The sequence below is a fragment of the Synechococcus sp. CBW1004 genome, assembly GCF_015840715.1.
Lineage (GTDB): Bacteria > Cyanobacteriota > Cyanobacteriia > PCC-6307 > Cyanobiaceae > Cyanobium.
Map to the genome: position 1 here is coordinate 730,266 of NZ_CP060397.1, position 14,421 is coordinate 744,686.

The following is a 14,421-nucleotide window of genomic DNA, read 5'->3' on the forward strand; positions in this document are numbered from 1 at the left end:
TGATCTGGAACACGCGCATCAGCAGCTTCTGGCCGGTGTTTCGCAGCATCCGACCGGCTTGACCGGTGCTGCCCGGTCAGCCGACCCGTCCCAAGCCCATTGCCCTCCTCCTCCGAGCGCTTCGGATCTGTACGGCTCGCCTCTGCCGGGACTTGCCCTCGCCCTGATGCAGCGCCGCTGGACCGGGGTCGAGCGCGAACGGATCCGTGTCGCCGCCGACGCACTGCGCCGCCGCCTGGCGGGTAACACGGTCACCTATGTGATCAACCGCAACCTCAACAGCAGCAACATCTGCCGGTTGCGCTGCGGTTTCTGTGCCTTCCGCAGGGATGAGGGCGAAGCTGGCGCCTATCGGCTTTCGCTGGAGCAGCTGGGTGAGCGCGCCGCGGAGGCCCGCCGGCTCGGGGCGACGGAGCTGTGCCTCCAGGCCGCTCTCGATCCCCAGGCCCGATTGCGGGGGAGTCATCTGGCCTGGGCGGAACAGCTGCTGCGGCATCTTGCGGCGGCAGCGCCCGGGGCACATCTCCATGCCTTCTCCCCCCAGGAGCTCCTGTTCTTCGCCCAGGCTGACCGCCTGCCTCTCGATGCGGTGCTGCTGCGCCTGCGGCAGGCGGGGCTGGGATCGGTGCCCGGCACCGCCGCGGAGGTGCTCAGTGAGCGCATCCGCCGGGTCATCTGCCCCGAGAAGCTCTCCGCCCGGGCGTGGGTGACGGTGATGCTCCAGCTGCAGCGCCATGGACTGACTGCCACCAGCACGCTGATGGGCGGCCACATCGAGCAGGCGGCCGATCGGGTCGCCCATCTGCTGACTCTCGTCGCCCTGCAGCGGCACGCATGGCAGCATCACAACCGCGGCTTCAGCGAGTTCGTGCTGCTCCCCTTCATCGGTGCGTCCGCGCCTGCGCCCCTGCGCCAAAGGGTCGGACGGGATCAGCCCGACACCGAGGCGATGCTCCTGCTCACAGCGCAGGCCCGGCTGCTGCTCGGCCCCTGGTTCGTCCACCACCAGCCCAGCTGGGTGAAGCTCACCCTGCCCCAGGCCATCGAGGCCCTGCGCTGGGGCTGCGACGACATCGGCGGGACCTTGATGGAAGAGCACATCACGACCATGGCGGGCGCCGGCGGCGGAACCTGCCAGACCCCTCAGGACCTGCAGCGGGCTGTGTGCTCGATCGGCCGACCCGTCCGCCAGCGCACCACCCTCTATGGCGTCCCGCCGGTTGACGACGCGTTCCATCCCGCCGCCACGGGTCTCCCGTCATGAGCGACAGCACCGACACACCCCTGCCGCCACCTGACGGCGCCGGGCCCAACCCGGGCGCCGGGCCCCGCAGGCTGCTCCAGCGTCTCCAGCCATGGAGGCTGTCATGGCCGAGCCGGCCACCGCTGCCCCTCACCTCACTGGCGCTCCTGTTGCTGCTGCTGCTGCCGGCGTTTCAGCTGTGGCGCCTCCCCCGCCCGCGGGCCGTGGGTCTGGAGCAGCTCCTGGAAGCGGCCAGCCTCCTGCAGAGCTTCCCTCCCACGCCGGATCGGCCCGTACCGGCTCTCTGGCGTGAGCGGCTCGGTGCCGAGCAGGCCGAGCCTCTCTGGCGGCGTCAGCGCGGGCCCTGGTGGCAGCTCTGGGGCGATCACACCGATGCGGCCCCTTTGCTCGCCTTCTCCGCCGCCTCGCTTCCCGGCGGCCCTGCCGCCGCCCTGCCGGCCAATGGCCTGCGCATCGGCGATCTGGTGGTGATCGCCGCCGATCCGTTGTCCCGCCAGTTGTTGCGCGACCGGCTGCTGCCGCAGCAGCGGCTCAGCCGCGGCCTCAATCGCCGCTGCCTCGAACGGCTGCGCCAGGACCAGTCGGTCCTGTGGAGCAGCACGGGTCTGGGGGTGATCACGGGTCCGGTCGCCCCTCTGCTGCAGCGCCTGTCAAGGGGGTGCCTCAGCTTCTCGCTCGCCGACGGCGGCCTGGTCTGGCAGGGCGAAGCCGGTGATGGTGCAGGACTGCTCGCCCCCCTGGATGCCTCCGGATCCGGTCGCTCCGACGCCCTGCCCCCGCTGCCGACCGATCGCCTTCTGGAACTGGAGGGTGGGGCCACCGATCTGCTGCTCGAGGGACTGTTGTCCCGCCCCCTGATCCGTGATCCCCTCAGCCGTCGCTATGGCCTGGATGCCGGTCGTCTGGCCCTGCTGCGTCGCACTCCCTTCCGCCTCCAGCTGAGAGCGCTCCCCAAAGGGCCCTTCCAGGCTTCCCTGGAACTGCAGCTCCCGGTGGGTCGGCAGCAGCGTGACTGGCAGACCCTGCTCGAGCAGCTCAGTCGTTCCCTAGTGCAGCAGGGCCTGACTTCCGCCGGTGATCCACCGGGAGCGACCTCGGCTCCCTCGCCCATCGAGGCCCCTGCTGCCGCCGGCGGTGAGGGATCCAGCCCCGTGGCGGCACGGCCATCGGCGGGCAGCGCCACCAGCGCGCCATCCAGGCCTTCCGATCCCAGAGGCGCCACCTGGAAGCGAACCGATGGGGTCATCGTCGGCGGGTGGCGCTGGATCACCTCCGCGCAACGCGATCCCCAGCTGCTGTTCTTCCTGGGACCCGTGCCGGCGGATCCGCTGCTGCCGATCGCCCGCGCCGACAGTCAGCTGCCGGGCCCCGGAGGCCTGCGGCTGCGCAGCCGGCCCGATGCCCTTCAGGCCCTGGGTCTGCTCCCGGCGGAGGTGCCGGAACTGGTGCGGCGCGCCGACCAGCTGTGGATGGTGGCTGAACCGCCTGCCGGTGCGGATCCCGCCACCGCCCTCAGCCGGCTGTCGGGGGGGCTGCGGGTTCCCCGCTGACGTCACCACCAGGGGCGGCGGGGGCGTCGCCGGCAGCCTGCCGTTCGCGACGGCGTCTCTCGGCGGCGACGGTCTCCTCCATGAGTTCCACCGCCTGGGCCATCTTCTCGAGGTTGCTGGTGTAGAGGCTGAGATCCTTGTCGAGCCGGTCCCGCAGCAGACCCATCGAGGCACCGATCTCGTGGGCGGCCTGCCGCAGGGTCTGGGGGTCCATGGCATCGGCGCCCTGGGCCTGCTCCAGCAGGGTGAGCAGCCCGACCGCCATCAGCCGGGAGTAGTGGAAGTCCTCACGGCGGATGCTCGCGAGCGCTTCGGCCAGGGGGGCCGGAGCTCCCTCACCCTGACGTTCGATCCATTGACGCACCTCTTCGACGGAGTGCTGCCCGAGCGTCTGCAGAGCCTCCTGCTGCTGCCGCCGCAGGCTGGCGGCATCGAAGCCGGAGGAGGTACACAGGGCCTGGAACAGGGCCTCGCGCTGGCCTTCCGGCCGGTAGCCCTTGCTGAAGCTGTCGAACACCTGCACAAGCCCGGTGGCGAACAGGGGGTCAGGCCGGAAGCCCCGCTGGCGGCTGAGCAGATGCAGTTCGACCAGCAGTTCATCTGTCATCCGCCGGTAGAGCGGACTGATGACGTGGGGAAAAGCGCTGTGGAAGGCGCGCTTGCTGTCGGCGACGGTCAGTGCTTCGCTCACGCGACGGGGGGAGACCTCAGGGTCCAGCGACCTTAGCGCTGCGATCCCGGCAAGGGCCCGCCGTGCCGGAGCAGCTCAGTAGAGTGCTCGCATCGATGAGTTCCCTCCATGCCCTCTTCATCCGTGATCCCGATCGTGATCGAGGAGTCGGGTCGTGGCGAGAGGGCCTTTGACATCTACTCCCGCCTGCTGCGCGAGCGGATCATCTTTCTTGGGGAGCCGGTGACCGCTGAATCAGCCAACCGGGTGGTCGCCCAATTGCTGTTCCTGGAAGCCGAAGATCCGGACAAGGATATTTTTCTCTACATCAATTCCCCCGGCGGTTCCGTCTACGACGGACTGGGCATCTTCGACACGATGCAGCACATCAAGCCTGACGTCCAGACCGTCTGTGTCGGACTGGCGGCATCGATGGGGGCCTTTCTGCTGTGTGCCGGTGCCAAGGGCAAGCGCAGCAGTCTTACCCATTCGCGCATCATGATCCACCAGCCCCTGGGTGGAGCTCGCGGCCAGGCCAGTGACATCCGCATCCAGGCGGATGAGATTCTCTATCTGAAGGACAAACTCAACCGTGAGCTCTCCGACCGCACCGGTCAGCCGCTGGATCGGATTCAGACGGATACCGACCGTGACTTCTTCATGTCACCGGCTGAAGCTGTTGAGTACGGACTCATTGACAAGGTGATCGAAAAGCGCCCGGTGCGACCCATCTGAATCGTCCCTGATTCTCTCCCGAATCTTCCTTCTTCGCCCCCACTTTGCACGGGGCTGATTCTCAGCGGCTGCGTGGATTCGCGGTACCCTGCTGTTCCCTCTCTCAGACGCTGAGCCACGAGCGGGACTTCAGCTTTCCGTTGTCTCCGGCTTCAGGGTTCTGATGGGGTCCGGGGATTGCAGCAGGAGTGAATCCGCTCCTGTGCCTTCGGGGAATCGGTGGATGGATCCTTCGGTTCCCCCCAGGCTCTGCGCATCCTTCATCCACAGCTGCAGCGGATGGTGGCCGCCCCTGGTACAGGAGCAGGGATGCGGCCAACGATGTCGCTCCAGGCACCGCTGCGCAGGCCGGCTTCTCGAAACTCCCGGGCAAAAAAAACGCCGCCCTGTGGGGCGGCGGGATACATGATGTGCGTGGGCACAGTGCCGATCAGGCCGCCGGAGCGGCGGTCAGCACAGGGGTGAAGCGTTCTTTCTCGGGGATGCTGGTGAACTCCGAGACGATGGCCCGGAACTCATCACCGTCGAGGGTTTCCTTCTCGATCAGCAGCTCCACCACCCGATCCATGCAGGCACGCTGCTGACTCACGAGTCTGACGGTCTCGGCATAGCAGCTCTGAACGATCTGACGCACCGCGGCATCGACCCGGGCGGCGGTGGCATCGGAACCGTCGCTGCGGGTCATCAGATCACGGCCCAGGAAAACCTCCTGGCTGCCGGACTCAAGTGAGAACTGACCGATGTCGCTCATGCCGAACCGGGTCACCATCTGGCGGGCGATCGACGCCACCTGCTGAATGTCTCCGCCGGCTCCGGTGGTCACCTCGGAATGGCCGAACACCACATCTTCCGCCGCACGGCCACCGAGGGCTCCCATGATGCGGGCTCGCAGCTGGGCACGACTCACGAGCATCTGCTCTTCATCGGGTGCGAACCACGTCAGACCCTGGGCCTGGCCGCGGGGAATGAGGGTGACCTTCTGGACGGGGTCGTGATCCTTGACCAGGGTGCCAACGAGAGCGTGGCCCACCTCGTGATAAGCGATCAGGCGCTTACTGCGGCCGTCGGTGAGCGGCTTGCCCTCCATGCCGGCGATGACGCGGTCAACGGCATCATCGATCTCACCAAGTCCGATCGCCTCCTTGCGGCGACGGGCCGTGAGGATGGCGGCCTCGTTGAGCAGGTTGGCCAGATCGGCCCCGGTGAAACCGGGAGTGCGTCGGGCGATCGCCTCGAGGGATACCCCATCCTCAAGCTTCTTGTTGCGGGCATGCACCGCCAGGATCGAGAGCCGACCTTTGATGTCGGGGGCATCGACGCTGACCTGACGGTCAAAACGGCCGGGGCGCATCAGCGCCGAATCGAGCACATCGGGCCGGTTGGTGGCAGCGATGATGATGATGCCGCTGTTGCCCTCAAAGCCGTCCATCTCGGTGAGGAGCTGGTTGAGGGTCTGCTCGCGCTCGTCGTTGCCACCACCGATGCCTGCACCGCGCTGACGACCGACGGCGTCGATCTCATCGATGAAGATCAGGCAGGGGCTGTTCTCCTTGGCTCGTTTGAAGAGGTCGCGGACTCGGCTGGCGCCGACACCCACGAACATCTCGACGAATTCCGAACCCGACAGCGAGAAGAACGGAACCCCGGCCTCGCCGGCGATCGCTTTCGCCAGCAGGGTCTTGCCGGTGCCGGGAGGGCCCACCAGCAGCACGCCCTTGGGAATGCGCGCGCCCACGGAGGTGAACCGTTCGGGGGTCTTCAGGAAGGTGACCACCTCCTGGAGGTCCTGCTTGGCCTCCTCGACGCCCGCGACATCGTCGAACTTGACGCCCGTCTGGGCTTCCATCGCGAAGCGGGCCTTCGTCTTGCCGAACTGCATCGCCTGGCCGGGACCGCCGGGCATGCCGTTCGAGCGGCGTGCCAGGAGGATGAGTGAACCGATCAGCAGAAGCGGGAAGAGGAGATTGCCGATCAGGCCGAGGGCCGGCGGTGCGCTCTTGGGAGGATGGATGTCAAAACTGATGCCCTGCTGCTTGAGGTTGTTGATCAGTTCAGGTGCCAGACCGGGCAGGTCGACCCGCAGGCGCTGCACCCGGTTGTCCAGATCGGGATCGACCGCCTCGACCACGGCCGTGCGACCGCCGTCGTAAACATCCACAGCTGTGACGCGCCCGGCCTCGACGTAATCGAGGAACCGGCCGTAGCTCATCCGGGCCACCGCCGTGTTGCGCGGAGCCACGGTGGGCCCGTTGGCGCCCAGGCGGTTCGGACCGCTGCCGATCAGCTGCCAGCCCAGAAACAGGGCGACGGCGATGGGCAGAACCCAAAGAGCGATCAGACGCCAGCGCTGGTTCATCGGGTGGCTTGCATTTTGACGAAGTGTAAACGCGGCTTCATCCAGCTGCGGCAGGATCACCGGCCTTTGATTCTGAGTCACTCCTCCCTTGCGCCGCCTCAGCGGCGCAACCTGGAGGGACGACGGTTCGATCGCCCGACCTGCGAGCGAGGCGTCAGGCCGCTGGTGCCGCAAAAGATCCCTGGCGTTCGGCTCAGCCGGCTTCAAGCCAGGGATTGGCGGTTTCCAGCTCCTGAGCCTCCAGGGCGTCAGCCAGAGCGCCGATCGGCTCACAGCTCAGCTCGAGGGCCGGGCACGACTCGAGCAGCTCGGGACCGCCCAGCCCATGGGTCCAGATCTCCACCTCGCTGTCCTTGGGGCACTGGAAACTGAGCAGCTCGAACGGAAACACCACCCGTTCCAGGAAGAAGGCATGGGGCCCGCAGCAACGCAGGATGACCATGCGGTCGGACTTATTGCGGAAGCCGCAATCCAGCAGGGTCTGGAGCTCCAAGTTGCGATTGTTGGGGGCCAAATCATTTACCCATCGCTCCGCCAGGGGCATGTGTGACTTTCGTCACGGTTTCCCGTCCTTAAGGGTTTCTCCGGAATCCCGCGGGCTCCTGGGTTCCGTGCGGCAAGCCCTCGCCAAGGGAGGCTGACCAGTCTTCAGAGGCTGCGCAGGGCGACGATCGGATCCAGTTGCGCGGCCCGGCGCGCCGGCACCACCCCAAAGAAGAGTCCGATCGAGCCGGAGAGCAGGACCGTACCTGCCACGGTGGCAGGGGCGATCGCTGCCGGCAGGGGTGTGAACAGCGCCACCAGGCTCACCGCCGAAATGCCCACGGCGCTGCCCACGACGCCACCGGCGCAGGCGAGCACCATCGATTCCACCAGGAACTGGAGCAGCACATCCGTGCTGCGGGCTCCAAGGGCCTTGCGGAGTCCGATCTCCTCGGTGCGTTCGCTCACCGACACCAGCATGATGTTCATGATGCCGATGCCGCCCACGAGCAGAGAGACGGCGGCGATCGCGGCCAGCATCAGCGTCAGGCCGCCGGTGATCGTGCCCACGATCGACTGGGCCTCCTTCTGGGAACGCACCACGAAGTCGTCCTCCCGCAGGATGCGGTGGCGCTGGCGCAGCAGATTGGTGATCTGGAAATTGGCGGCGCTGGTGCGCTGCTCGTCCACGGCTTCGACCGAGATGAAGCTCAGCACAACGCCATAGGTGGGATCGCGGCCGCTCAGCCGGCTCACCATGGTGGTCAGCGGGATGTAAGCCGCCTCATCCTGGTTGGATCCGAAGACCGCGCCCTTGGGGGCCATCACACCGATGACCTCAAAGGACTGATCACGGATGCGCACCTGCCGGCCGATCGCCTGACCCGTGGGGATCAGCTTGTCGCGCAGGTCCGGACCCAGCACCACCACGCTGCGGGCGCTGCGCACATCGCTCTCGCTCAGAAAGCGGCCCTGAGCCACCTCGAAGCTGCGGACCGGCACGAAATCCGGTGTGACCCCCGAGATGGAGCTGGTGACGGCCTGGGCGCCGGACTGGACGACCTCACTGAGCGTGATCTGCGGAACAACGCGCCGCACGCTGGGCACCTGCTCGGCGATCGCTTCGGCGTCCTCCAGGACGAGGGTCTTGGGAACGTCGATGCCCTGACGACGGGTGTCGTTTCGCCCCGGCAGGATGAAGAGCACATTGGCTCCCAGGCTGCTGAGCTGGCTGTCGGCCAGATTCTGGGCCCCACGCCCGACCCCCACCAGGGTGATCACCGAGGCGTTGCCGATCACGATGCCCAGCATGGTGAGCAGACTGCGCATGCGGTTGGCACGCAGGGTGCTCAGGGCCATACCCACCGTTTCCAGCGGCGGCAATTTCGGGGCCATGGGGTGGGAGCCGTGGGGAAGGGGACAGGCACACGCCCTGCTGCCGGAGGCAGCGCCGGAACCCGATCGTTCCGCGGGGACCTTCAGATCCCTGCGGTCTTGACCGGGGCCCTGGTCAGGGCGGACCCGGATCGGGTCGGCCGTCTAAAAGGATGGCGTGCCGCGCATCTCGATGGGGCTCAGGGCGCCGCGATGCACCAGCCCCTCCTCCACCGACAAGGTGATGATCTCTCCCTGCCGCAGGAAGGAGGTGGCATTGCTCACCCCCACAACGGCGGGAATGCCCAGGCGCTCGGCGATCACCGCTGCATGGCTCTCCCTCCCCTCCACCTCGGTGATCACGCCGCGGGACCGTCGGATCGTTTCCAGGTAGGCGGCGCTGGTCTCGCGCACCACCAGGATTTCGCCGTTCTCCAGGGAGGCGGCCTCCTCGGGGGTTCTGGCCACGCGCACCTTGCCGTTGACCGAGCCTCTGCCGATGCCGCGTCCGCGGCCCAGGACCGCTGAAACCATGCCGACCCGCACCAGATCGGTCGAGCCGCTGACGCCCTCCAGCGTGCCCTGGGTCTGGACCACCAGATCGCCTTCCTGGAGAAGCCCCCGGCTCTGGGCGACGCCCATGGCGATGTTGAAGGTGCTGCCGCTGTTGGCCTGCTCCGCCACCAGCAACGGGTTCACTCCCCAGACCAGCTGCAGCTGCCGGGCCACCTGCACATCGCTGGTGATGGCCAGGATCGGGGTGCTGGGCCGGAACTTGCTGACATTGCGCGCGGTGGAGCCGCTCTTGGTGAGCGGCAGGATGGCGGCGGCGTTGAGGTTGCGGGCGATGGTGCTGACCGCCTGGCAGATGGCGTTGGGGATCGTGGTGGCCATCTGGGTGTCGATCACCCGCTGGGGGTAATCGCGCTCGATGCGGCGGGCGATCTGGTCCATGGTCGCCACGGCCTCGACGGGGTAATCCCCCACCGCCGTCTCGTTGGAGAGCATCACCGCGTCGGTGCCGTCGAGGATGGCATTGGCCACATCGCTCACCTCGGCCCGGGTGGGACGGGGACAGCCCGCCATCGAATCGAGCATCTGCGTGGCCGTGATGATCGGAATGCCCAGGCTGTTGGCCTTGCGGATCAGTTCCTTCTGCAGCAGCGGCACCTCTTCGGCGGGCATCTCGACGCCGAGGTCACCACGGGCAACCATCACACCGTCACACAGAGGAAGGATCGCGTCGATCGCGTCGATCGCCTCAAATTTCTCGATCTTGGCCACCACCGGCGTGGTGTGACCGTGACTGCGGATCAGCTCGCGGATCTCCTGCATGTCGGAGGGATTGCGCACGAAGCTGAGGGCCACCCAGTCGACACCCTGCTGCAGGCCGAAGGTGAGATCACGGCGGTCCTTGTCGGTGAGCGCCCGGATCGAGAGCTGCACATCCGGGAAATTGACCCCTTTGTTGTTGGACAGCACGCCGCCGACGGTGACGCTGCAGTGCAGGGTCTGGGCGGGCTGATCGACGGATTCGACCAGCATCTCGACTCGACCGTCGTCGAGCAGGATGCGGCTGCCGGCGGTCACTTCGTCGGCCAGCCGGTCGTAGGTGACGGTGGCGATCTCGCGATTGCAGCTCACATCGCGGGAGGTGAGGCTGAAACGCTCCCCCTTCGCGAGGGTGATCGGGCCTTCGGCGAAGCGGCCAAGGCGGATCTTCGGTCCCTGCAGATCCTGGAGGATGCCGATGTGAACGCCCATCTCGTGGGCGACAGCGCGGATGGTGGCGATGCGGGTGGCGTGTTCGCTGTGATCGCCGTGAGAGAAGTTGAGACGGAAGGTGGTGGCGCCGGCCTCGATCAACCGCCGCAGCACCTCAGGCGATTCGGTGGCAGGCCCGATGGTGGCCACGATCTTGGTGCGACGCATGGGATCGCGGACCGGCCCTTGGCCGCTGAGACTCAGCCGGAAACTACCATCCGGCCACCTCCCGCCCCTGCCTGTCATGGACCTGCGCACCTATCAGCAGCGTTCAAGGGCGACGGCGCGCTACCCCCAGGTGGGAGCGAACCCCATCTATCCCACCCTGGGACTCTGCGGTGAGGCCGGGGAGGTGGCCGACAAGGTGAAGAAGGTGCTGCGCGACCGCGAGGGTGTCTTCGATGGCGCCGTGATCGACGATCTGCGCCTGGAACTCGGCGACGTGCTCTGGTACGTGGCCCAGCTGGCGACGGAGCTGGAGCTCGATCTGGCCGAGATCGCCGAAGCCAATCTGGCCAAGCTCGCCAGCCGTGCCGCCCGTAACGTGATCGCAGGCAGTGGCGACCGGCGTTGAGGGGCATCCCGATGAAGCAGCAGCCCCAGCTACGAGTTCTGTGGCCCTGCGCCCTTCCTGCGGCTTCCTCGCCGGAAAGCTGCGCCGGCCGTTCGCTGACGTCGTGGGCCGGCAGTCTGCTGCCGCTGCTTGGAGCCCTGTTGCTGGCGCTTCTGCTCACCGCACCGCTCAGTGCCGCCCCGGCATGGGCCGCGGACCTTCTGGTCTCCGATGTGCGCCTCGAGCCCTGCCCCGCCGAGGATGCCGGCAGCCAGCCGGAGCTGCGGCGCCCCACCGGTGCCAGCTGCTATGCCCTGCGCGGAAGGGTCACCAATCCAGGCCGTCAGCCGGTTGTGGACACCGATGTGTTCGCCCTGATTCTCGACAGCAGCGGCGAGCCGGTGCTCCCCAACCGCAGCCGGGTGGGCTCGATCGGCGATGTACCGCCTGGGGATTCCGAGTTCGCGCTGCGCCTGGCAGTGCCGGCGGGAACGCCAGGGCCGTTTGAGGTGCGCAATCCCCGTGCCCGCGGGTTCAAGGCACCCGTGCGCAGCCGGGCGGCGGAGGGAGAGGAGCTGCTGCCATTGGAAGAAGCCGTCTCACCGGGGTGAACGACCCGGGTGCTGAGACCAGCTGGTTGATAACCGCTGCTGAAGGTCGGATGACGGAGTCGCTTCTCCGTTGGTCTGACGACCCCGCAGGGATCAGAGCAGCGTCATCCTGGCGCCTTCGATCAGGCTCTGCAGCAACTGCAGCGCCAGAAAGGCCAGCAGCGCGGAGAGATCGAGGCCCCCGATCGGCGGGATGAGACCGCGGAAGGCATTGAGGTAGGGGTCGGTGATGGCGCTCACACCGGAGAGCACGGGGTTGCCCCAGTCGAGGTTGGGGAACCAGCTCAGCAGCACCCGCACCAGCAGCACCAGCAGATAGATGCTCAGGGTCTGGGCCAGGACTCCCAGCAGAAAATCGAGTGCGTTCAGGGGCATGGTGGCTGGCTTGGAGGTGGGGGAGGCCGTCGGTCTGCGGCAGCCGTCACGAGGACAGCTTGCCAGTGCCGGCACCCTTCCGGCGGACAGCGGTCGCTCCCGGCCCCAGGGTGCAGCCCGGTCCGGGCATGCAGCGGCCTTGGAAGCCCAATCCTCAGTCGGCGGTGATGGCTGCTGCCGGCTTGTCCTCCTCCCAGAGGTCCGGATCGGGCTCTGCAGGCGTTTCGCCGCCCGTCGCCGGCTCTGCAGCGATGCCCGTCTCGCCGACACCACCCACGGCGGAGCGATCGGCACGACGCCTGCGGCTCCCGGCTTGTCCGCTCGTCAGCGCCTCGCCCTTGACTGAGAAGGTGCGGTGGAACTTTTCGCTGAGGCTCAGCCAGTAGGAACGGCCGTCGCTCTGGCGGCGGCGTTCGATGAAGTCCTGGGCGAGCAGCTCGCGGATGTGGTCGTAGGCACCGGAGCCGCGCAGGTCCACCAGCTCTGACTGCAGGATCCGCTTCTTGAGCGCGATCGTCGCCAGGGTGCGCAGGGCGGCCGTGGAGAGATCCACCGGCAACAGGCTCTGCACCAGATCGCCCAGGCTTTCGCGCAGCTGCAGGCTGAAGCTCTGGCCCTCCTGGCGGATCTCCAGTGCCGTGTCGCGGTGGGCGTAGTCGGCCATCAGGGTGATCAGGGCCAGCTCGGTCTCCTCGCGTTCGATGCCGGCGATGGCGGCGAGCTCGGCCAGGGGAACCGGACGGCCCTTCAGGTAGAGAATCGCCTCCAGCCGGGCCGGCAGCGACAGGGTGCGGAGCGTCTCCTGGGCCACGGCCTCTGCTACGGGAGTCGCCTGGGAATCGGGATCGGTGCTGGCCATGGCGGGATTTCAGCAGACCCGCCGCCTTCAGGCCAATGGGAACCCGGTGGAGCCACGCCTGGTGGCAGCCGCGCCGGGACACCGGTCGCGATCCCTCCTGCCCTCCATGGCTGCCGTCGGCCCATGGGGAGCGTCCCCAGGCGAGCCCCCCGGCGGGCCCTGTTCAGGAGGCGGCCAGAGCCGCCAGGGCCGGCCGCGCCGGGCTCGCCTCACCCAGGAACAGCTGGTAGGCGGGATTGTCTGTCTCCTCCCAGTGCTGGTAGGGGAGATCGGCGAGGAAGCGGCGCCACTCCTCCAGCTCGGCATCAGGCACCTGCACGCCCACGACGATGCGGCCGACGTCGGCGCCGTGGTTGCGGTAATGGAAGATGCTGATGTTCCAGTTCGGGTGGAGGGCGCTGACGAACGCCATCAGCGCACCGGGACGCTCCGGGAACTCGAAGCGGTAGAGCAGCTCCTTCCCCGCCGGCGGCTGCCCCTCACGGCCGGGTGGCAGCCGGCCGCCCACCATGTGGCAGAGGTGCAGCTTGGCGAGCTCGTTGTCACTGAGGTCCAGACAGGGAAAGCCGTGCTGCTCGAGGCCGGCGATCAGGGAGGTGGTGTCATCGCGACCGCTGATCTGCACGCCCACGAAGATGTGGGCCCGCTGGGGATCGGCGAGCCGGTAGCTGAACTCGGTGAGGTTGTGCTGGCCAAGCAGGCCGCAGAAGCGCCTGAGGCTGCCGGGTCCCTCCGGGATCTCCACCGCGAGCAGCGCCTCGCGTTCCTCGCCCAGTTCGGCCCGCTCCGCGACAAAGAGCAGCCGGTCAAAGTTCATGTTGGCGCCGCAGGCGATCGCCACCAGCGTCCGGCCGCTGAGAGCGCGGGCCTGCACATCCTTCTTCATCCCCGCCACCGCGAGGGCGCCGGCGGGCTCCAGGATCGAGCGCGTGTCCTCGAAGACGTCCTTGATCGCCGCGCAGATCTCGTCGGTGTCCACCGTGACCATGGCATCGACGTACTCGCGGGCCAGCTCGAAGGTGAGCTCTCCCACCTGGCGGACCGCCACGCCATCGGCGAACAGGCCCACCTGCTCGAGCCGCACCCGCTCACCGCAGGCCAGCGAGCGGGTCATGGCGTCGGCATCGATGGGTTCGACACCGATCACCTGCACCCGTGGCCAGAGGCTCTTGACGTAGGCCGCCACGCCGGCGATGAGACCGCCGCCCCCGACGGCCACGTAGATGGCATCGGGGGGCTCCGAGCACTGGCGCAGGATCTCGAGGCCGATCGTGCCCTGACCGGCGATCACCTCCGGATCGTCGAACGGGTGGATGAAGGTCAGCCCCCCGATCTCCTCCAGCCGCTTCGCCTCCGTGCAGGCCTCGTCGTAGGTGTCGCCATGCAGCACCACCTCGGCGCCGCGGGCCGCCACCGATCGCACCTTCATCTCCGGCGTGGTCACCGGCATGACGATCACGGCGCGGCACCCAAGGCGCTGGGCGGCGAGGGCAACCCCCTGGGCATGGTTACCGGCGCTGGCGGCGATCACACCGCGCTCGAGTTCGGCGGCGCTGAGCCGGGCCATCCGGTTGTAGGCACCGCGCAGCTTGAAGCTGAACACCGGCTGAAGGTCCTCGCGCTTGAGGAGCACCTGGTTGCCGAGCCGGCGCGACAGGTTCGGAGCTGGGTCGAGCGGCGATTCGATCGCCACGTCATAGACGCGGGCCCGCAGGATGCGCTGCAGGTAGGGACTGGCGAGCGGAAAGCTCTGCGGTCCGTAGGGGTTGGCCAGCGGTTCGCTCATGTCACCGAGTCTGCCAATCGGGGGCCCAAACGGTCGCGGAT

General features: G+C 67.7%; 12 protein-coding genes and 1 pseudogene. 5 read left to right on the forward strand and 8 right to left on the reverse strand.

Going from position 1 to position 14,421, the window contains the following annotated elements:
- Positions 1-58 precede the first annotated feature (58 nt).
- A complete protein-coding gene (locus H8F25_RS03540) occupies positions 59-1,264 on the forward strand; it encodes a CofH family radical SAM protein (RefSeq protein WP_370525870.1) in 1,206 nt (401 codons plus the stop codon).
- Entirely contained in the window at positions 1,261-2,814 is a 1,554-nt protein-coding gene (locus H8F25_RS03545) for a hypothetical protein (RefSeq protein WP_197212041.1), read from the forward strand. Before H8F25_RS03540 ends, H8F25_RS03545 begins: the two co-directional genes overlap by 4 nt.
- Here H8F25_RS03545 and psb29 read toward each other — a convergent pair.
- A complete protein-coding gene (gene psb29, locus H8F25_RS03550; protein WP_197212042.1) occupies positions 2,777-3,505 on the reverse strand; it encodes a photosystem II biogenesis protein Psp29 in 729 nt (242 codons plus the stop codon). The genes H8F25_RS03545 and psb29 overlap by 38 nt on opposite strands.
- 123 nt (positions 3,506-3,628) lie before the next feature.
- On the opposite strand from psb29, the gene clpP reads away from it, so the two are divergent.
- Entirely contained in the window at positions 3,629-4,219 is a 591-nt protein-coding gene (clpP, locus tag H8F25_RS03555; protein WP_197212043.1) for an ATP-dependent Clp endopeptidase proteolytic subunit ClpP, read from the forward strand.
- Positions 4,220-4,649: 430 nt separating this feature from the next.
- Here the strand turns inward: clpP and ftsH are convergent, their stop codons facing one another.
- From ftsH to pyk, 4 genes are all read right to left on the reverse strand, one after another.
- A complete protein-coding gene (ftsH, locus tag H8F25_RS03560) occupies positions 4,650-6,575 on the reverse strand; it encodes an ATP-dependent zinc metalloprotease FtsH (protein ID WP_197212044.1) in 1,926 nt (641 codons plus the stop codon).
- A 193-nt stretch (positions 6,576-6,768) separates the two neighbouring features.
- Complete coding sequence (locus H8F25_RS03565; protein ID WP_370525804.1) at positions 6,769-7,089, reverse strand: DUF1830 domain-containing protein; 321 nt, start codon at positions 7,087-7,089, stop codon at positions 6,769-6,771.
- 134 nt (positions 7,090-7,223) lie between these two features.
- Positions 7,224-8,453: an ABC transporter permease gene (locus tag H8F25_RS03570; protein WP_197212046.1), complete on the reverse strand. Its 1,230-nt coding sequence runs from the start codon at positions 8,451-8,453 to the stop codon at positions 7,224-7,226.
- 144 nt (positions 8,454-8,597) lie between these two features.
- The gene (pyk, locus tag H8F25_RS03575) at positions 8,598-10,364 is read right to left on the reverse strand and encodes a pyruvate kinase (RefSeq protein ID WP_197212047.1); all 1,767 of its coding nucleotides are present in this window, start codon (positions 10,362-10,364) and stop codon (positions 8,598-8,600) included.
- 76 nt (positions 10,365-10,440) lie between these two features.
- On the opposite strand from pyk, the gene H8F25_RS03580 reads away from it, so the two are divergent.
- Both H8F25_RS03580 and H8F25_RS03585 read left to right on the forward strand, forming a co-directional pair.
- The gene (locus H8F25_RS03580) at positions 10,441-10,770 is read left to right on the forward strand and encodes a nucleoside triphosphate pyrophosphohydrolase family protein (protein WP_197212048.1); all 330 of its coding nucleotides are present in this window, start codon (positions 10,441-10,443) and stop codon (positions 10,768-10,770) included.
- A gap of 11 nt (positions 10,771-10,781) precedes the next feature.
- A complete protein-coding gene (locus H8F25_RS03585; protein ID WP_370525805.1) occupies positions 10,782-11,360 on the forward strand; it encodes a hypothetical protein in 579 nt (192 codons plus the stop codon).
- A 93-nt stretch (positions 11,361-11,453) separates the two neighbouring features.
- Here the strand turns inward: H8F25_RS03585 and H8F25_RS03590 are convergent, their stop codons facing one another.
- From H8F25_RS03590 to ilvA, 3 genes and pseudogenes are all read right to left on the reverse strand, one after another.
- Complete coding sequence (locus H8F25_RS03590; protein WP_197212049.1) at positions 11,454-11,735, reverse strand: YggT family protein; 282 nt, start codon at positions 11,733-11,735, stop codon at positions 11,454-11,456.
- Between the two features lie 331 nt (positions 11,736-12,066).
- Positions 12,067-12,594, reverse strand: a pseudogene (gene scpB, locus H8F25_RS03595) (SMC-Scp complex subunit ScpB); the annotation flags it as partial.
- A 163-nt stretch (positions 12,595-12,757) separates the two neighbouring features.
- Complete coding sequence (gene ilvA / locus H8F25_RS03600) at positions 12,758-14,380, reverse strand: threonine ammonia-lyase, biosynthetic (RefSeq protein ID WP_197212050.1); 1,623 nt, start codon at positions 14,378-14,380, stop codon at positions 12,758-12,760.
- Positions 14,381-14,421 lie beyond the last annotated feature (41 nt).